The organism is Acinetobacter sp. 24-47-47 (assembly GCF_057737035.1).
The window spans coordinates 1,295,264-1,315,429 of sequence record NZ_CM173216.1 but is presented as its reverse complement, the minus strand read 5'-3'; the positions used below and the strand labels follow the sequence as shown (position 1 = coordinate 1,315,429).

Here is a 20,166-nt window from a genome sequence, read left to right as displayed (position 1 = left end):
ATTTATAGGCGAGTTAAAAAACGAGATCACTATACTGTTGTATAGTGAATTTAGGATTTCATTTGATTAAATTTTGTGACGAGATGGGAGGATAGATGGCTGATTTTATGAAAGAGAATGCAGAAACATTAAGCGAGGATGACCAATGTAATTTGATGTTTATTGTGGCACTTAAAAATGCCATGAACGTCATTAATGGAAAATGGAAACTTGCGATTGTTGCAACCATGATTAAACAGCCACGCCGTTTTAATGAGATTGAACGTCTGCTGCAAGGCATTACACCCAGAATGATTTCTAAAGAGCTCAAAGAACTTGAATTGAACAATGTTGTTGAAAAAATTGAGTCTCTTGATGAAACCACGGGTAAAACGACCTCAATGTATGATCTGACGCCATCAGGTCGTGGCCTAGAAAAGTTGATGGTTCAAATGGCGGTTTGGGGACAAGAGCATAAAGAGAGTTTGAAATAATTATTTTTTTATAAATCGTATATCGGCTGTCTATATCTAAAACTAATACCACAATTTTTGCATCAATGACTTGATAGACCAAGCAATCGCCTGTCGATCTCAATTTCACTTTATAAAGATCATCTGAGTTAGTGATTTTGTTTTTGGGAATCTTAGTGTTTTGTTATCACTTTGAAAAATAATAAATTACTGCTAAATTAGCTGCCATGTTTGGGGGCTTTTTATGACAGAAAAATTATATTATTGGGCTGAAAATTTAGAAAGTTATAGTTCTGACAATGACGTTGAATATACTAAAGTCATTGAGATAAAGAGACTTAATTTTTTTATTGGAAAAAATAATGCTGGTAAAAGTAGGTTTTTACGAACATTATTTCAAACAGCGACAGGTTTAGAAAAATTTCAAAAATATGATTTAGAAATTGAGGTTGACAATCTGTGTAAATACTTACATGAGTCACAATTTAGAAGACCATCTAAACATGGAGACAATACATGGAGTTCTAATGGCACATCACCTGTAACTACTAATGAAAAACTTCAGATAACCTCAGACCTACAATTTTTGAATAGCTGTAAATTTAATTTTGATGCTTTAAAAGATTCAGTAAATCAAACTAAAAATAAAGTTTCAGGTTACAGCGATGCATCTAATAATTCTCGAAAAAAATTAGAAGAATTATTTTCTAAAATAGATAATAAAATTAAAAGAATTGAACTTCAGGAAAATTTTAAACATGGGAAATTATACATTCCCATACTAAGAGGGATGCGACCTGTAACAAATTTAGAAAATACGCAACCTTATATCGAACGCGCTCAAAAAGACTATTTTTCTGATACAAATAAATTTAATGCTAAAAATATTATCACTGGTGAATGTCTTTATCACGAACTTAAAATTCATCTTTTAGGTGAACCTGAGCAACGTGAACTAATTAAAGATTATGAAGAAAAGTTAAGTCAGTATTTCTTTGACAATGAGACTGTTTCACTCATTCCTAAGCACGATCAAGATGTTGTAAATATTAAAATTGGTAAAGATAAACAATTTCCAATTTCTCAATTAGGTGATGGCTTACAACAAGCGATAATCTTAACCTACGAAGCTTATATAAAAAGTAAAGACAAAGAAGGAAATATAGAAACACATGCTTTCTTTATAGAAGAGCCAGAACTTCATATGCATGCTGGTATGGTTCGTCAACTCATGAATTTTTATTTAAATGAAACACCGCATTATTATTTCTTTACCACACACTCGAATCATCTTTTAGATATGGCAGATGAATCTGATCAAGTCATGATTCAAAAATTTGTTAAACAACCTAAAAAAGATAGTTCAGGTGAATTTGAGTTTAAAATTTACCGTTGTGACCGAGATCGTGATTTGCTTGCTTCATTAGGTGTACGTCCTTCTTCAGTATATTTAGCAAACTGCACAATTTGGGTGGAAGGGATTACAGATCGCCTTTATATCACTAAGTATATGCAGAAATATTTAGATGTATTAAAACAAGAAGAAGCTTTAGAACTTGAAGGAAAACCTAATAATTTAGATCTATATAAATTTAGGACATCAGATATTCAAAGATTAATGCCGAATTACCATTACACATTTGTGGAATATGCAGGTAGTAACCTAACACATTGGGATTTTAGTGACGAATTTACTGATCATTTAGATGATTGCGGTATGAATGCTCTCTTAACTTCTAGTAGTGTGTTTCTTATAGCTGATGGTGATATTAAAACTAAAAATAAAGGCATGAGAGCTACAAGTTTAGAAGAAAAACTAGGAAAAAAGTTTTTTCTTTTAGAGTGTAAAGAAACTGAAAATACCCTGCCATCAAACATTATTTATCATGCTTGCCTTATTAAATTTTTAGGTTTAAATGATGCTTTTCAGGATGATGAAACAAAAAGAAATGCTCTTTCCAATCATCTATCCATAGATGGTATGCAAGCAGATACCAAAGAAGGTTTCGAGATTGCAAAGCTAGATTTTTCTAAAAATTATTTCCATGCTAAAAATGGAATTGGAAAAATTATCGATGATCAAATTAAAGATGGTGATCCTAAAACTGACGATGGCAAACCTAAAAAATGTTTTTCCGATCAATCAGGCACTATTAAAGAAAAACTTAAATTTTGTCGCTTAGTTCTAACAGTTATGGATCATGTTGAATGGGAATTAACTGATTCTGCTAAAGAATTATGTGAGAAAATATTCGAACACATTATTTCGGAAAATCCTGTACCAAATAAAAAGACCGCCTAAGCGGTCTTTTTATTTCTATCTCATCAAGCCACTGGCGCCAAGGTAAACAACACCTGCCCCGTTTTTACCGTTTGCCCTTTTTCAATGGTAATCGCTTCAACCTTCATACGCTCAGGCGCAATAATCGGAATCTCAATTTTCATCGCTTCAATCACGGCAAGCGTTGCACCTTCTTCCACAATATCACCTGATTGACATTCAATTTTCCAAATTGAACCCGGCATATGCGATTCCACCGCACAGCCCCCTTCAGGCACTTCAACGCCTTCACCATCAACTACAGTATCAAGGCTTTCAGAGACATATTCTGCAAGTCCTGCTTCATGCCAGCGACGACGTTCAGCATCAAAGTTAGCCTGTTGCACCGACTTAAATGCCGAAATGGACTCTTGGTTTTCAGTTAAGAAGTCGTTGTACTCTTTTAAGTTCAATACACCTTCTTCAATGCGAAGTTTTAAGCGACCCGCTTTAAAATCCTCACGCATCTGCATCAGTTTTTCTTCAGAGACTTCATAAAACTTAATTTGGTCAAAGAAGCGCAGTAACCACGGTTTGCCTTGCTCAAAGTCAGCATTTTTACGATAGCGTGACCACATTTGAGTGGTACGACCGACAAACTGATAGCCCCCCGGACCTTCCATACCATAGACACACATATAAGCACCGCCAATACCCACGGCATTTTCAGGAGTCCATGTGCGTGCAGGGTTATATTTGGTCGTCACCAAACGCTGACGCGGATCAAGTGGTGTTGCGACAGGTGCACCCAAATACACATCGCCCAAGCCCATGACCAAATAATTTGCGTCATACACCACGTCTTTTACGGCTTGTTTGTCTTTTAAGCCATTAATCCGACGGATAAATTCAATGTTGTCCGGACACCAAGGTGCATCAGGTCGCACGGTTTGCATATAGCGTTCGGTCGCGAGTTGCGTTTGTGAATCTTCCCAAGCGAGTGGTAAATACACAGTACGTGATGGCACTTGCATTTCGGTCACATCAGGCAGTTCAGCTTCTGCCACTTGTAATAAACGCAGTAAATCAAGTTGATCGAGTTTTAATGAGTCAAAGTGAATTTGTAGCGAACGAATACCCGGTGTCAGATCAATGATGCCCTGAATATTTTGCTTTTGTACCCATTGCATCAAAGCATGAATACGGAAACGTAAGTTTAGATCCAGCACCAACTCGCCATATTCCACCAACATGTAGTTGTTGCCGGCAGGACGATACACCACATCAGGCGCACCATTTTCACCTTTTAAGGTATCGAGAACCGCATTTTTTAGAGTTGCGAGTTCAGGATAGAACGACTCATCAAATGCCACCGCTTCTGTATCTGAAGCTTCTAATTGCGCATGATATTTTTCATTTAAAAGTTTGGCTTGGTGATAGCTTACAGGGACAAATTTCACTTTGTCACCGGCTTTAAGCTGACCGAGTTTCCATAGTTCAGAATGAATCACCACTGCAGGACAAACGAAACCACCGAGACTTGGACCATCTGGACCCAAGATAATTGGCATGTCACCGGTAAAGTCGATGGCACCAATGGCATAAGCATTGTCATGAATGTTAGATGGATGCAGACCTGCTTCACCACCATCCTCACGCGCCCATTCAGGTTTTGGACCAATTAAACGGATGCCGGTACGGCTTGAGTTAAAGTGAATCTCAAAAGTATTGGCAAAGAAAGTATCAATGTCATTTTTGGTAAAGAAATCAGGCGCACCATGTGGGCCATACATCACCGCAATTTCCCATTCATGGCTAAATGATGGCACCTGTTCAGGTGCAAGAGCTTTAATTTCATCGCTTGTGAATGCTGTAATTGGGAGCATATCGCCAATCAGTAAGTTACGCCCTGCATGACCGCCAAACTGACCGAGGGTAAAGGTCGCTTGTGAGCCGAGATATTCAGGCACATTCAAACCTCCTTTGATGCCGATATAGGTGCGGCAACCTGTTGTAATTTTGCCACATTTTAAAATCTGACCTTTACGCACATTGATAGTTTGCCACATTGGCACAGCTTCGCCATCTAGTGTTGATGGCATATCGCCACCGGCAAGCACAATTTGACTGTCACAATGGAATTTTAACGTTGGACCTTGTAGCGTACATTCTAAGCCTGCAGTGTTATACGCATTGCCAAGCAATTGGTTCGCAACATTGAGTGATAATGGATCAATCGCACCTGATGGTGGCACACCAACATCCCAGTAGCCCAAACGTCCTGTAACATCTTGCACAGCAGTTTGAATGCCAGCTTGTAACACTTCAATCTTTTGGGTTTTCCATTCAAAAGTATTTAAGAAACGTGTGGTTTGTGTCCCTGCTTTAAACACATCACAGTCGATAATGTTTTGTAAATATTCAAGATTGGTTTCAATCCCTGCAACTGAAGTTTTCGCCAAAGTATCCGTCATGGCTTGAATCGCAGAAGCACGATCGCCTGCTGTGACAATAATTTTAGCAATCATCGGGTCATAGAATGACGATACATTGGAGCCTGTTTCCACCCATGTTTCATTTCGGGCATTAGAATCAAACTCGACATGCGTCAAAAGTCCGGCACTTGGTTGAAAGTTTTTGATTGGATCTTCGGCGTATAAACGCACTTGAATCGAATGACCTTGGGATTCGAGTTTTTCAGTTGGCGCAGTCCAGTCACCGCTGGCTAATGTCACCATCCATTCCACCAAGTCCACACCAAAAACTTGCTCAGTCACACCATGTTCCACTTGTAGACGTGTATTCACTTCCAAGAAATAGAATTCTTGGGTGTCTGTATCCATCACAAATTCAACCGTACCGGCAGAACGGTAGTTCACCGACTGCATCAATTGAATGGCAACATTTTGGATATAGGCACGCTGTTCATCATTGATATGCGGTGCCGGTGTTTCCTCAATCACTTTTTGGTTACGACGCTGTACCGAACAATCACGCTCACCGAGTGCAATCACTTGACCTTTACCATCACCAAAAATTTGCACTTCAATGTGACGGGCATTTTGCACAAATTTCTCTAAGTACAAACCGGCATCTTTAAAGTTGGCTTGGGCTAAATAAGACACGGTTGCATAAGCATCTTTCAGTTCAGCTTCATTCCAGACCAAGCGCATGCCGATCCCACCGCCACCGGCCGTACTTTTCAGCATCACAGGATAACCAATACGATTCGCTTCCGTTAAGGCTTCAGCTTCATCTGCAAGTAATTGACTACCCGGTAATAATGGCACATTGGCTTGAATCGCAAGCTCACGCGCCGTGTGTTTCAGACCAAAGGCACGCATCTGCGCAGAATTTGGTCCAATAAAAGCAATACCCTGTGATTCACATAGGTCGCAGAATTCAGCATTTTCAGACAAGAAGCCATAACCCGGATGAATGGCTTGTGCTCCGGTTTGTTTAGCAACCTCTAAGATTTTTTCAACGTTTAAGTAGCTTTGGCTGGCTGGTGCTTCACCGATATACACCGCTTCATCCGCTAAAGTCACATGCAGTGAATCACGATCGGCCTCTGAATAGACTGCAACTGATTGGATACCGAGTTTTTTAAGGGTACGAATGACACGACACGCAATTGCACCACGGTTGGCGATCAAAACTTTATTCAATCCATATTTTTTAGTCATGGTTATGCGTCCTCGCCTTCACGGATGATCAATTGAATTTTGGTTGGGTTATAGGCATTACAAGGATTATTCAGTTGTGGGCAGTTGGAGATCAGCACGATTAAATCCATTTCCGCTTTAATTTCCACATATTTACCCGGTGCAGAAATACCATCATCAAACTTTAGATGCCCCTCAGAGGTCACGGGCACATTCATAAAAAAGTTAATATTTGGACCGATGTGACGCACGTTTAAGCCGTGTTTTTTGGCAATTGGATGCTGAGACAGCGCAATCATGAAATTGTTACGGCAACTGTGCATTGGATATTTGTCATGTGCATAACGAACGGTGTTACTTTCACATGAACAAGCACCGCCTAAGGTGTCATGGCGACCGCAGTTATCATCATGAATGGTGGCAATTTTGTTGCCAAAGTTGGTGTATAAGGGTGTGCCTTTTTCTAAATAGATTTGTTGATTAATCGCTAAGGTATCAGTTGCGCTATAACGCTCTTCAGGGTTTGATGTCGAGATAAAGAGCGTATCCACCGCTTGGTTGCCTTCTAAATCCACAATACGGAAATATTGTCCTTTTTTGACTTCGCACATCCATGCTTCACCGGCAGAACATACTTCGCTAAGGACCGTTTTTTCTAAGCTGTTTTGTAAATTAGCTAAAGCTGTCATGATTATTCTCCCCAATTAAGCGCTGAGTGCGTAGTAACGATTATTGTTTTGAAATGCTCTCTGATTTTGCGGGCATGAATCACGACATATATCGTTGCCGCTTAAAGGAAGTGCTTTGTATAAAGACAATTGAACATCGGCAGGAGAATATTCAGCGCTGTAATCTAAAGCATGCGGTGCGGATGATAAGAACACCAAGCAATCCATTTCAATGCGGAGTTCAATCACTTGATTCGTATTGTCAGATGCTACATAGCTAAGATTGCCATGGTCGTCCGGTTGAACTTTAGAAAACAGATTTAACGTACTGCTCAGGTCTGTTGCAGATAAGCCAAATTTGGTCATTTCAAGCAGTAAAGAATCTTTGCCGTTACGGTACATGTCGTTTCGTGCATCTTGGAAGGTTTTTGAACCAAATTGTTGTTCAATTTGCTGAGCATTACTTGGTGCACAAAATGCATCATTCCAGCCATGGTCATCTTTGACTATGGAAATCATCGCGCGACCAAGGTCAGATGCAAGGATATGTCCTGTACTTAAAAATGCCGTATGTTGCCCTTTTAAACTGTCTGGCATGTTATACCGTTCGAGCTTGTCTTCGCTATTGACGCAGTACAGTGCCACATTGGCATTTTTACCTAAGGCTTTGAGTTGTAATACTGCGCCACGCTGAATGCGTGCTGACCAGTGGTGTCCACCCGGTAAACGTTCTGTCCAAAGGACTTGATCTTCGTGATAATTTATTGTGCTCATATGCATCCATCCCAATCTTTTACGGTTTACCTCCCGGGCTTTTATCCCTCCGTGTAGCTTGAGCTTGCAACTTAAGCCGTGAACTCTCGGTCGCAGACCTACATGAAACTTCATGTATCGGAACCCTAGATCACTTTATGATTGAATAGATAGATGCAAAGGCTGTGCCAAAGTAATACTCTTTTGTGTTTTAGTATTACTATCGCTTGATATATAACATTTCTCTTAGAGCTGATTGTATTGAACGGAACTTTATTGAAGTAAACCTGTTGAATCAGTCGGAGTAAAGAATACTCGGTAAGCACCGAAATTAACCTGCGTGCAATTTTCTTGTGCAAAGAAAAAAGCTAACACATGATTCTATTTTGTTTGTTATGAGCGGTTATTTTCTGATTGCTTAAGTAGGTTTAGACTCTGGTTGATATCACGCACAGTGATTATCTTAAAAATCATAACTAAGCTTCCAAGTGCTACGAACAAAAGAAATACAAGTAAAATGATTAAAGTCATCCCTGTGTTTAATGCGCTATCAGAGGTATAACGAGCTAAAAACCAAGTAAAATTTGAAAATATAAAAAAAGCTAAAGAACCGGTGACGGTATATAAGGCACCATACGCTAACCCTTTAAAGACTAATTCCCGTTCTGAATAAATACATTGAATTTCTCCATTTTCAACTTTAAAAAACTTCCATGTAGTGCGAAGGGACTTCACTAAGTAAAAATAGTAATCTGCATATTTGCGTATAAGTATATCGGTTAAGAATGAAGGAATCTCGACACCGCCATTGAGTTGATCACTGGCAATTTTCTTCAAAAAAGGATCTATCGTTTTATTCGGGCTTACAGAGATAAATTCTCGAATGTAAAAAGATGCAGCCTCATATAAATTTTTATTTTCATTAAAACTTTTCAGACTCACAAAATACGTTTTTCGACCGTAAAAGACAGCGACGATACCTATAAGCGTCGTACAGATAATCGAAAATAAGCTGAGATAGTCTGAAACTGAAAAAGAAGGTATGAGTTGTATCATGGATATAATCTTAAATTTATAATGTATTGAGTTTTATAATTAAAAAACCACTTAGATAAATGACCAAAATACTGGACAATGGACTGAGATCAAATCGTTTACTGTCTACAAACAGATGATGAGTCCAATGTCTCGATGTCAGACATCACTCTTAGTTAAAAAGTATAATCAAAAGCAAAAAATTCGTCTTCATACAAATAATAGCGACTATCTAATTTTCATCTTAACTTTGCTCATTATCAATATGAAGATTCATTCGAAGCTCAATCTTCACTTTATTCAGAATGATTAAACTTTCTTACATGTAATAAAGTTTTCTTGATTCTGAAAATTTAGCTAATTTTTTTATAAATGAATCGAAATAATCTTTTTCCTTATCTTCAGTTCGAAACCCTGCATATAAAGTACGCCTTAACCCCTCTGGTGCAACGCAATCTAGGCGACGTGAAGTGACCCACCCTTTGGTTTCATATTCGTTTACCACCCAATCTGGTAAAGCTGCGATTCCACGCCCACTTGCGACTAACTGAATCAGCATCTGGGTCAGATCTGTGGTTCGAATATTTTTTGGAAGAATATTTGCAGGAATGAACAACTTCGACATGATATCTAAACGATGTTTGTCTACTGGAAATGTAATCAGCGTTTCTTCAGCTAAATCTTGAACAGTAATGTTTTTTGCACGTACCAAAGGATGTGTTGTAGATAAAACAAGTCGTGATTCATATTCAAATACTGGGAAATATTCAACTCCTTTTAATGCAATTGGGTCTGCAGTAATCAACAAATCAAATTCGGCATTTTGTAGCAATTCATGAGGATTTGCTTCAAACCCTGATGCAAAATCTAAATCAACATCAGGATATTGGTTTCGATACTGATTTAATATCGGCATGAGCCAATCAAAACAACTATGGCATTCTGAAGAAAATGTAATTCTACCAGTTTGCCCATGGATAATACGCGTGATATCGCTTTGAGCAATCTGAACTTGCGGTAAAATTTCATCCGCTAACTGCAACAGTCTTAAGCCAACATTAGAAAAAGTAATTGGTCTCGTCCTGCGGTTGACGACTTCACCACCCATCCACTGATCAAGCTCACGTAACTGATGAGATACGGCTGAAGGTGTAATGCAGAGATCACTCGCTGCAGCGACTAAAGAGCCATGCTCTCTCAAAGCCAATAGCATTTTCAAATGTTTTAGTTCGATCATATGGGAAAAAACTCAAATCATGATCCCTCTAGGGACATATTAAAATCTTCGCTTTAGCCCACATTAAGTGAGCTATCTAGGCTGATAAGACATTTGGGTGAAATTAAATCAATCCTTTTACAAGGAAGATACTTCCAATGATAACCAACAAGACAGCGAAACATTTCTTTAACATTGCTGGCGATAAGGCATGTGCAGTTTTGGCACCAAATTTTGCTGTTATAAAACTCATCACACTAATGCCAATGAAAGCATAAATATGAACATACCCGATGGTATTCGGCACATTGATCTCAGCAGTCATACCAAAAACCATAAACCCTATAGCACCAGCTAGAGCTATTGGTAATCCACAAGCAGCAGATGTACCGACAGACTTTTGCATCACCACCCCATAACGATTCAGATATGGAACGGTCAGACTACCACCACCTATCCCAAAGAGTGCCGATGCAATCCCAATGACACTACCTGCTGCAACTTGCTGACTTGATGAAGGAAGAGTCATTGTTGAATTCATTGCTTTGTTCGAGCCTGTAAACATATTATACGCCACCCAAATCAAAAATAAGCCGACCATGATTTGAAGATGTAATCCCGATAACAAACCAGCAATTCCAGCACCTGCAAAACAGCCGATGGCCATGGGTGGAGCTAGATTTTTAAATACAGGCCATAGCACAGCACCATTTTTATGGTGTGCCATTAATGAGCTAATCGAAGTGACAACGATTGTTGCTAAAGATGTTCCTAGTGCCAGATGCATAATGACATCAGGATCATAACCCATTTGGGTAAAGACAATAAAAAGTAGTGGCACAATAATCGTACCACCGCCTACACCAAACAGCCCAGCCGCAAAACCAGCAAATGCACCGATGATTAAAAAGGTTATAAGTTCCACAATAGACTAACTTTTAAAAAGATGAAGGGATTAAGGGGTTGAATTAAGCGTGTTCCAACTGACCCACTTGATGATAAGCACGGTTAAAGTACACCAAACTTTCTTCTTGATTACTTTGCTTTACTGCAGTCACACGGCATAAAAAAATACTATGTGTACCGACTTGTTGAATAGTCTCAATCTCGCAATCAAAACTGACTAAAGCATCTTCTAAAATCGGCGACCCAGTTTTTAAATCAATCCAATCACCTAGTCTGAAGCGATCTTCTGAGCTGAGCTTGCTTGAAGCAAAAGCATTCGAAAGCTGTTCATGCTGAGTACTCAGTACGTTTACAGCTAAGATTTTATTTTCAACAAAATGTACATGTGAACGAGAGGACTGATTCATACAGACTAATAGTGTTGGCGGAGTATCTGTGACACTACATACCGCAGATGCAGTAAAGCCATGCATCCCTGCTTCGCCTGTGGTTGTAATCACATTTACCGCAGTTGTAAGTAAAGACATTGCATTTCTAAAGTCTGTTGCTTCAATCATCTCTTTCATCTCAAATATACATATGACGTGTCGTACATTAGACAGAACAAATGATCTTGCGACGATTTGCCCTGATTAATACAAGACTACGTTTGATTAAGCTTCTAGCTCTTTACGGACAATGGCAGCTCCAGCACTTAAAGCCTCAAGCTTGCCACGTGCCACTTGACGAGAGAGCGGCGTCATACCACAGTTCGTTGATGGATAAAGCTTATCCGCGTCCACAAATTGCAAAGCTTTACGCAGGGTATTCGCGACTTCTTCTGCGGTTTCAACTTGATTAGTTGCCACATCAATTGCACCGACCATGACTTTCTTACCACGAATCAATTCAATCAAATCCATTGGCACACGTGAGTTTTGGCATTCAAGCGAAATAATATCGAGCTTAGATTGTTGTAGCTTCGGAAATGACTCTTCGTATTGGCGCCATTCATTACCCAAAGTTTGTTTCCAATCGGTATTGGCTTTAATACCGTAACCGTAGCAAATATGAACCGCAGTTTCACATTTTAAACCTTCAAGTGCACGCTCTAGGGTTGGTACCCCCCAATCATTTACTTCATCGAAGAATACGTTAAACGCCGGTTCATCGAATTGGATAATATCCACGCCTGCTGCTTCAAGCTCTAAAGCTTCTTGGTTTAAAATTTTGGCAAATTCCCAAGCCAATTTTTCACGGCTCTTGTAGTGACCATCAAATAAAGTATCAATCATGGTCATTGGACCAGGCAACGCCCATTTAATTGGCTGATTGGTTTGGCTACGCAAGAATTTCGCATCTTCAACAAATACCGCTTGTTTACGAGAAACTTCGCCCACAACAGAAGGTACACTTGCATCATAACGATTACGAATACGCATGGTTTCACGCTTTTCGAAATCCACACCATCAAGATGCTCAATAAATGTGGTGACGAAGTGCTGACGGGTTTGTTCACCATCACTCACGATATCAATACCAGCAGTGACTTGCTCATGTAATGATAATTTCAATGCATCACGTTTTGCCTCAAGAAGCTCTTCCCCTTCGAGTTTCCATGCAGACCATAGTTTTTCAGGCTCAGCTAACCAAGATGGCTTCGGTAAACTACCCGCAGTTGAAGTTGGGAGTAATAATTTCGGTGGTGTAAGTGCCATGTCTAATCTTCTTTCTCTAAATTCGTGAATCTGTATATCAATTGGATGTTTTAAGCAGCTGTTTCGACTTCGAAATTTTCAGCCCATTCATTTAAAATGTCTTGATAAGGCTTAATGAAATTTTCTTCTGTCCATTTACCTTGTTTGACTGCTAACTCAGCACGTTCTACACGGTCATACACCACACGTGTAAGTGAATAATCGCCATAGCTTAGACTTGGTTGATACACCACACCTGCAGGAGAGTTGGTGTTGTAGATTTCAGGTCGATAGATGCGTTGGAAACTTTCCATAGTTGCAATCGCACTGATCAATTCAAAATCAGTGTAATCACGAAGTAAATCTCCAGCGAAATAGAATGCGAGTGGTGCGTTACCACCTTCAGGTTTGAAATAACGTACACGTAAGCCCATTTTGGCAAAATATTCATCGGTACGTGAATATTCATCATTTTTGTATTCCACACCCAAAATAGGATGTACGTTGGTGGTACGGTAATAGGTTTTAGAGGTTGAAACACTTAAGCAAATTACCGGTTCTTTGTTGAATTCTGCTTTAAATACTGCTGAATTCACTAGATGTTTATACAATTTGCCATGTAGATTACCAAAATCTTCAGGTTTTTCACCCACGCCACAACCCAACTGAGGCAATACCACACTGAAGTCATAATCACGCACATAAGATGAGAAGCTATTGCCAATCATACCTTCAATACGTTCACCTGTTTGGTGATCAATCACCACACTTTTCAGTGTTTCAATAAATGGGAAAGTTTGTCCATTGCCTTCGATATCAATTTCTGCAGAAATGATGTCGATCTCAAGTGAATAGCGATCACCTTTAGGATTATCGACAGTCGCCAAGCTATTAAAACGGTTGTTGATCATCGCAAGTGTACGGCGCAGATTTTCCTGACGACTTTCACCACGAGCCAAATTAGCAAAGTTTGTAGTCAAACGTGTACTTTCTGCTGGCGTATAGTTTTCATCAAAACGGATACGTTTAATTGAACACTCAAATGCTGTACTCATGGAGATTGCCACCTAAAATTTTATAAAAAACTAAATTTCTGAATGGCTGTATTTAAACGTGAATAATAAAGTGAGTAAAACGATATAAATTCAGCTTAAGATGAGAATCCCTCATGTTAAAGCATATTCGCTATTTCAAAGCGATTTAGAATAGATGAGCTAACTTATGCATACAGTTAATGAGTAGATCACTGGTATACGGATGCGATTCCGTTCACTCAAATGGTGCTCAAGTGAATTTATCTCAACCTAACCTTAGAAAATATCAGCTTATTAGAGGTTTAATTATCAACTCAATCTTTAAAATATAGGGTTTAAATTTAAACCTATATAACCATGTCAAACAAACTTGAACGTCAAAAACTGTCTCTCCCAGCAGGTCACGACAAACTTCTACTTCATTCCTGCTGTGCACCATGCTCGGGTGAAGTGATGGAAACCCTGATTGAATCAGGCATCAACTTTTCGATCTTTTTTTATAACCCCAATATTCATCCTGTCAAAGAATATGAAATTCGTAAAGAAGAAAATATTCGCTTTGCCGAAAAACATAACATTCCTTTTATCGACTGTGATTACGATACAGACAATTGGTTTGCACGCGCCAAAGGTATGGAAAATGAACCTGAAAAAGGCATTCGTTGTACTATGTGTTTTGACATGCGTTTTGAACGTACAGCTTTATATGCAGCTGAAAATGGCTTCAGTCTAATAAGTAGTTCGCTTGGTATTTCCCGTTGGAAAGATATGAAGCAAATCAACGACTGTGGTCATCGTTCAGCTTCACATTATGAAGGGATAACTTATTGGGATTACAACTGGCGTAAGAATGGTGGTGCTGTGCGTATGCTCGAAATCAGCAAAAAAGAGGAGTTTTACCAACAGGAATATTGTGGTTGCGTCTATTCCTTACGTGATACTAATCGTTGGCGTATGAGCCAAGGGCGTGATCGCATCAAAATAGGTGTGAAATTCTATTCAAATGCTCTGGATGATCTAGACTGATTACTTCAGTATTTAGCTATAATCTATATAAATAATTAAGCTTATGGCTAAATTTCAAAATTGTTGATCAGATTTTATAGTTTTTAACATATGAATGGTATCGTAAGTTTTTAACCACTCACGTTTAATCACGTCGAAACCTTGTAAACGCCAAAATTGCTCCGCTGCAGGTAAAAAGGGATGTGTATGCAAATACAAGGTTTCTATGCCGTGTTGCTCGGCATGTGTAAATAATAACTGACACAGTTGCGTGGCAATGCCTTGTCGACGATATTCAGGCAGTACAAAAAGTTTGACCACCTCACCAGCACCTTCAGCAATATCCAAATCAAAACGTCCGTCATAGGCACGGTAAGCAATCGTTGCAATAATTTTGGCTTGATTTTTGACCACGATAAAACAGCCTAAAGGACTGTCCACATAGTACTGCTCAAACTGGGCAATATCTTTTGGAATACAAGCACCATACAGTTCTGGAAATAAAAGCTGCCGTGAATATAAAGCAAATTGAATGACAGATTGATCGGTGGATTGCAGTGTTTCATAGGTTAAATTCATTTTACAACCAAGAATGATCAGGGATAACAATGGTCTTGTCTTGAATCATGGTTTCATGAAACTCCACATCGTAGACGCTTTTTAAAAATTTCGGATCGGTGAGACGCGCTTTTGAATCAGGGCGAATCACTTCATGTTCACGCATAAAGAACAAATGATCGGCAAATAAAAATGCCAAATTCGGGTCATGCATAATGGCGATCACAGTAAAATTCTGCCGTGACAATTGACGCAGTTTTTTCATCAAATAAGATTGATAATAGACATCCAAATGATTGGTCGGCTCATCTAATAAAATCACTTTTGGTGCTTGCACCAAAATACGGGCAATCATCACCAATTGACGCTCTCCGCCTGACAGCTCGGTATAAGGGCGTTCTTTTAAATGTTCGATATCGAGATCAATTAAAGCCTGATCGACCATGTCCCAATCTTGTTTAGATGGACGAAATCGACTAAATGCAGCCCGACCTGTAATCACCACATCTTTAACTAAAAATGGGAAAACCGTTTTATGGAACTGCGGTAAAAATCCAAGTAGCGCGGCCCTTTCTTTACCTTTTATGTTTTCTAAAGCTCGACCTGCATAAAGTACTTGCCCATCTGTGGTCTGTTCTAAACCTGCCATCAGTTTAAATAGGGTCGATTTGCCACAACCATTGCGACCTAAAATCACCGAGAACTGATGGGCTGGAAATTCAAGCTGAATATTTTTTAACACGTGTTTATGCCCATAGGCATAGTTCAACTGTTCAATATGAATCATGCCCAAGCCGTCCTTTGTGTTTTGATTAATAATAAGAAAAATGGCGCACCGAGGAGCATGGTGAAAATGCCAATTGGAATTTCAAAGCTCAGTAAAACTCGTGAAAAATTATCAATCAGCAGTAAAAAACTACCGCCTAGAATCATGTTGGCAGGAATACTGTAGCGGTGGTCAGGGCCGACCAGCATGCGCACAATATGCGGCATAAATAGTCCGTATAGACTAATGATGCCTGCAGCAGCTACTGAAGTGGAGGTGCATAGCGTCACCAATACAATCAGTATGAGTTGCTCCCACTTCGGATTCACCCCCACAGCTTGTGCTTCATCAGCTCCCAATGCCATCAAATTCAAGCGCCAACGCATGGCGTATAAGCCCATTAAAGCCACCGTGATCGGCACAACCGCATATTGGACTTTTTGCCACGATGCTTGATGTAAATTCCCCATGGTCCATTGCACAATCGCTTGTAATTTAAAAGGATCGCTGAAATATTGAATAATGGTCAGTCCTGCTAGAAACAGACCTGAAACAATCATGCCGGATAAAATCACCATCACCAACGAAGTTTGGCTTTCATGTTTTTGTCGGGCAAATATATAGGTTAATGCCACTGCACATACGCCAAAAATAAATGCTGATAAATTGGGCGATAACCAACTCAAAGATAATGCTAAAGCCGCACCAAAGGCGGCACCTGAAGAAATCCCCAGCACATAGGAATCCACTAAGGGGTTGCGGAATAAAGCTTGCAAGCCATTGCCGGCTGTTGCCAAAGCCGCCCCGACCATAAAGGTCAATAAGAGGCGTGGTAGGCGAATATTGAAGACAATATTTTGCATCAAGCTAAATTGTTGCGCATCAAAATACGCTGTACCCAACATCCACTGGATAAACCACAGTGCATAATCCCCTGCGCTTAATGTTTGACTCGGTCCTAGCAACAGCGACATAAAAATCAGTAGAATCGGCAATGGATAAAACCAGGTGTATTTCAATTTTGCCTTATTCATGACATCAACTCCTTGGCAATTTTCTGACCATAGAGTTTCTCTAAAATTTTGAGTTGCAAGGCTTCAACTGCTAAGTCTGAGGTGTCAGGGTAAATGTGATGATGCAGATAAATCGCAGTCACAAGAATTTTGATGGTATGTGGGTTATAGATAAATGCAGGGCTGAGATTAAACACTTTCTGTTGTTGTACTGCTTTTAGACCTTGCAATTCTTTACGCTGATAAATCAGGTTTGGGTCGGTATTCCACAGTACAATATTGTCAGGATTCCACTCAATCAACGTTTCTGGATTGACATTCGGTTGATTGGTCTCCGTTTTAACCACGTTGTAAGCCCCTGCCAATTCAATAAAATCATTGGTAATCGATTTACGGCCTGAGGTTGAATAAATTCGTCCACCTGACCATGCGTAATATATTGATTGCTTATATTTTTGCTTTGAGGTTTTGAGTGCCACTTCAGCCAGAAGCACATCTGAAAAATCCAGAATTTCTTTAGCCCGTTGCTCAGCACCTGTAAGCTGTGCAATTTCATACAGCTCTTCTTTCACCTGATCGTAAGTGCCTGATTCCATCACATAGACTGCAATACCAAATTGTCGAAGCAATTGAATGGTTTGTGTTTGCCCACTACCTAAAATCACCAAATCTGGCTTTAATAGCATTAAGCTTTCAATGTTGGTGGCATTTGAGCCTTGTGAAGGTGTAGCGAGTTGCTTATTGGCAATACGTGGATCCATTTTGGAATAAGCATTAAATAACAAGGTCTGTAAATAGACCTCAGCAGGAATCCCCACGACCTTTGCACCCTGCCCCAACATATATAGCCCGTCTAAACCTGATTCAAACAAGGACACAATACGCTGTGCTGGCTGAGCTAGGCAGACTTCGGTCTCTGAGCTATCAACCACACAGTGCGATGTTGGGCTTTGTATTTTTGCTGATATCGGTTGCTCTGTTGCCGAACAACCCAACAGTACACAGCTCAGTAAAAGGACAATAAATCTTTGCATTAGTATTGCCACTGTACCGATAACGCTGCTTTGATCGGCTCACCGGGTTGAATCCATACATGGCTATAACTGGATAGATAATATTCCTCGTTTAACAGATTATGAATATTCAGTTGATAGCGTAAATTTGGATTTGCTTGGTAATAAGCCCCAAGGTTCAATACGGTATAGGCAGGTAAGCTGAAACCATTAGCCGTATTGGTTGGGCTGTCTCCACTCCGTTGCCCGACATAATTGAGGTTGAAATTTAGACCTGCTGCATGTTGCGTATTTTGCCAAAGGTCATAACTTGCCATGACATGTGCACTATGTTTGGGTACGTTGCTCAGTGCTGAGCCTGCAGGTAACACATCATCTTTGCTGACTTTGGCATCCATATAGGCGTAGCCTGCTGACACCATCATCTGGTCATTGATACGATGGTTGAAGTCAATTTCGAGCCCTTTGCTTTTCACTTCACCAACCGCAGCTTCATAGTTTGGATCAATGGCATCCGTCATCAGGACATTTTTTTTGCTCATATCAAACAAGGCGATGCTAAGCATACTGTGATCTTGCCATTGGTATTTCGCGCCGATTTCATAGCTTTTCGCTGTTTCAGGTGCAAACGTCTCCCCTGTACGACCCATGCCATTATTCATGGAAAATGCTTCACCATAATTGCTATATACAGACAGTGCTGGTGTAGGACGGTAATTAAGGCCTATGCGTGGGCTAAACTTTTGTGCTGTACTCTGATCCTTGAACTGCGTGCGATAGTTGATGAAGCGCTGTTCGACAAGATCGAATCGACCTCCGAATAACATATTCCATTGGTCATTAAAAAAGACCTGATCTTGTACATTCACAGCCATGTACTGCTGACGTTCATCCGAATCAGTATGTAAAGGCAGTTCAAGACTAAATTGGCCATAAACGGGATGGTAAATGTTGATCCAATTCGGCTGAGCAGCCGAGTGATTGAGGCGCAACTGACGTTGCATAAAGTCCAAACGCCCTGTTTCTGCACCGAGTACCAATTCATGCTGAACATGACCGAGTTGCAGTTGACCAAGTAATTCACCTTGGAGCAGCATATCCTCGGTCTGATAATCACGATGACGACGCTGACGCTCTAATGTTTCAAGGTCGGCCTGTAATTTGCGTGGTTCTGTTGAATAGCCGACCATTTGCGCATCTTTATAACTGATCGCAGCATTCATCTGCCATGCGTCATTGAGCTGATGCTTTAATCGTACTTGATAGAGATTGTCTTTGACGCGCATATCACCATCAGAAGGCTCACCCGTAAAGGTCTTTGGATCCATCAATAACTGGTTGTTGACAGCCGTGATACCACGGTCAAATGTGCCTAGATGCTGGGTAAATTCAGTATCTAAATCCACTTGGGTATTTTCAGATAATTTCCATGAGAATTGTGGCGTGACAAATAAACGTTGGCTACTGACATGATCACGGAAAGACTGGTTATCTTCCATTGCAGCGGCTATTCGATACGCCAACGCATCGCTGATTGGCGCGGTCTGCTCTAGACTTAAACGATATTCATCTTGTGTTGTTCCACGAAGATTAAGCGTTGTTTCTGACGTCCATTTTGGTTTTTTTGTGGTGACATCCAATGCCCCACCGACCTCACCACGTCCATACAGTGCGGCACTGGGACCTTTTAAAAAATCCAGTGATTCAATATTGACCATATCTTTAGGTGCAGAAATGCCACGATTGACACTCAGCCCATTACGAATGGCATCCACCCCCATATTGGGATTGCCTTGGAATCCTCGGAATGAATAGTTATCCCAAAAGCCCCCACCATAATTATTTTGATGCAATACCCCACTCACGATGCTGAGGGCTTGATCCATGCGCTGAATATCTTGCTGCTGGATAACGTCTTGCGACAAATGGCTTTTATTAAACGGGATATCCAATAGATCATGCTGAAATTTGGTAAGCGCTTGAGCGTGCTGTGTAGATTCTGAGGCTAAAGCTGTGCTGACATAAATCGTATCTAGGATTTTGACCTGATCTGTTGCAAACACCCCTTGATTGATGCCAGTTAAACCTATTAATAAAGTTACACGAGATCTCAAAAAAACTATCCTCATTTATACGCACAATATTG

17 protein-coding genes and 1 riboswitch are annotated in these 20,166 nt (G+C 40.0%); of the genes, 3 read left to right on the top strand and 14 right to left on the bottom strand.

Features of this window, described 5'->3' with window-relative positions:
* Positions 1-95 precede the first annotated feature (95 nt).
* Entirely contained in the window at positions 96-473 is a 378-nt protein-coding gene (locus tag AC1M9E_RS06105; RefSeq protein ID WP_481592738.1) for a winged helix-turn-helix transcriptional regulator, read from the top strand.
* Positions 474-696: 223 nt separating this feature from the next.
* Positions 697-2,754 carry an AAA family ATPase gene (locus AC1M9E_RS06100; RefSeq protein ID WP_488225144.1) on the top strand — a complete coding sequence of 686 codons (2,058 nt, stop codon included), beginning with the start codon at positions 697-699 and terminating at the stop codon, positions 2,752-2,754.
* A gap of 23 nt (positions 2,755-2,777) precedes the next feature.
* Here the strand turns inward: AC1M9E_RS06100 and uca are convergent, their stop codons facing one another.
* From uca to AC1M9E_RS06055, 9 genes are all read right to left on the bottom strand, one after another.
* Positions 2,778-6,398: an urea carboxylase gene (uca, locus tag AC1M9E_RS06095; RefSeq protein WP_488225143.1), complete on the bottom strand. Its 3,621-nt coding sequence runs from the start codon at positions 6,396-6,398 to the stop codon at positions 2,778-2,780.
* Between the two features lie 2 nt (positions 6,399-6,400).
* The gene (locus AC1M9E_RS06090; protein ID WP_488225142.1) at positions 6,401-7,066 is read right to left on the bottom strand and encodes an urea amidolyase associated protein UAAP2; all 666 of its coding nucleotides are present in this window, start codon (positions 7,064-7,066) and stop codon (positions 6,401-6,403) included.
* A 15-nt stretch (positions 7,067-7,081) separates the two neighbouring features.
* Positions 7,082-7,819, bottom strand: a complete 738-nt coding sequence (locus AC1M9E_RS06085) for an urea amidolyase associated protein UAAP1 (protein ID WP_488225141.1) — start codon at positions 7,817-7,819, stop codon at positions 7,082-7,084.
* A 28-nt stretch (positions 7,820-7,847) separates the two neighbouring features.
* Positions 7,848-7,959: riboswitch (guanidine-I (ykkC/yxkD leader) on the bottom strand.
* A gap of 232 nt (positions 7,960-8,191) precedes the next feature.
* Positions 8,192-8,854, bottom strand: a complete 663-nt coding sequence (locus tag AC1M9E_RS06080) for a hypothetical protein (RefSeq protein WP_488225140.1) — start codon at positions 8,852-8,854, stop codon at positions 8,192-8,194.
* Between the two features lie 298 nt (positions 8,855-9,152).
* Entirely contained in the window at positions 9,153-10,070 is a 918-nt protein-coding gene (locus AC1M9E_RS06075; protein ID WP_488225139.1) for a LysR family transcriptional regulator, read from the bottom strand.
* Between the two features lie 103 nt (positions 10,071-10,173).
* Positions 10,174-10,974, bottom strand: coding sequence for a sulfite exporter TauE/SafE family protein (locus AC1M9E_RS06070; RefSeq protein ID WP_488225138.1), 801 nt, complete (start codon positions 10,972-10,974; stop codon positions 10,174-10,176).
* A 43-nt stretch (positions 10,975-11,017) separates the two neighbouring features.
* Positions 11,018-11,512 (bottom strand): flavin reductase, encoded by a 495-nt coding sequence (locus AC1M9E_RS06065; protein ID WP_481588562.1) that lies wholly within the window; start codon positions 11,510-11,512, stop codon positions 11,018-11,020.
* 96 nt (positions 11,513-11,608) lie between these two features.
* A complete protein-coding gene (locus AC1M9E_RS06060) occupies positions 11,609-12,652 on the bottom strand; it encodes a methionine synthase (RefSeq protein ID WP_481588266.1) in 1,044 nt (347 codons plus the stop codon).
* A 50-nt stretch (positions 12,653-12,702) separates the two neighbouring features.
* On the bottom strand, positions 12,703-13,686 hold the full coding sequence (locus tag AC1M9E_RS06055; protein WP_481588267.1) for a putative oxygenase MesX: 984 nt from the start codon (positions 13,684-13,686) through the stop codon (positions 12,703-12,705).
* Between the two features lie 336 nt (positions 13,687-14,022).
* On the opposite strand from AC1M9E_RS06055, the gene AC1M9E_RS06050 reads away from it, so the two are divergent.
* Positions 14,023-14,691, top strand: coding sequence for an epoxyqueuosine reductase QueH (locus AC1M9E_RS06050; protein WP_092766431.1), 669 nt, complete (start codon positions 14,023-14,025; stop codon positions 14,689-14,691).
* Between the two features lie 54 nt (positions 14,692-14,745).
* Here the strand turns inward: AC1M9E_RS06050 and AC1M9E_RS06045 are convergent, their stop codons facing one another.
* From AC1M9E_RS06045 to AC1M9E_RS06025, 5 genes are read right to left on the bottom strand one after another with little or no spacing between them, the layout of a single operon-like run.
* Positions 14,746-15,249, bottom strand: coding sequence for a GNAT family N-acetyltransferase (locus AC1M9E_RS06045; protein ID WP_481607468.1), 504 nt, complete (start codon positions 15,247-15,249; stop codon positions 14,746-14,748).
* A gap of 1 nt (position 15,250) precedes the next feature.
* Entirely contained in the window at positions 15,251-16,015 is a 765-nt protein-coding gene (locus AC1M9E_RS06040) for an ABC transporter ATP-binding protein (protein WP_488225137.1), read from the bottom strand.
* A complete protein-coding gene (locus tag AC1M9E_RS06035) occupies positions 16,012-17,028 on the bottom strand; it encodes a FecCD family ABC transporter permease (RefSeq protein WP_488225136.1) in 1,017 nt (338 codons plus the stop codon). The genes AC1M9E_RS06040 and AC1M9E_RS06035 overlap by 4 nt, the downstream gene beginning before the upstream one ends.
* Positions 17,025-18,041, bottom strand: a complete 1,017-nt coding sequence (locus AC1M9E_RS06030) for an ABC transporter substrate-binding protein (RefSeq protein WP_488225135.1) — start codon at positions 18,039-18,041, stop codon at positions 17,025-17,027. Before AC1M9E_RS06030 ends, AC1M9E_RS06035 begins: the two co-directional genes overlap by 4 nt.
* On the bottom strand, positions 18,041-20,134 hold the full coding sequence (locus AC1M9E_RS06025; protein WP_488225134.1) for a TonB-dependent receptor: 2,094 nt from the start codon (positions 20,132-20,134) through the stop codon (positions 18,041-18,043). Before AC1M9E_RS06025 ends, AC1M9E_RS06030 begins: the two co-directional genes overlap by 1 nt.
* Positions 20,135-20,166 lie beyond the last annotated feature (32 nt).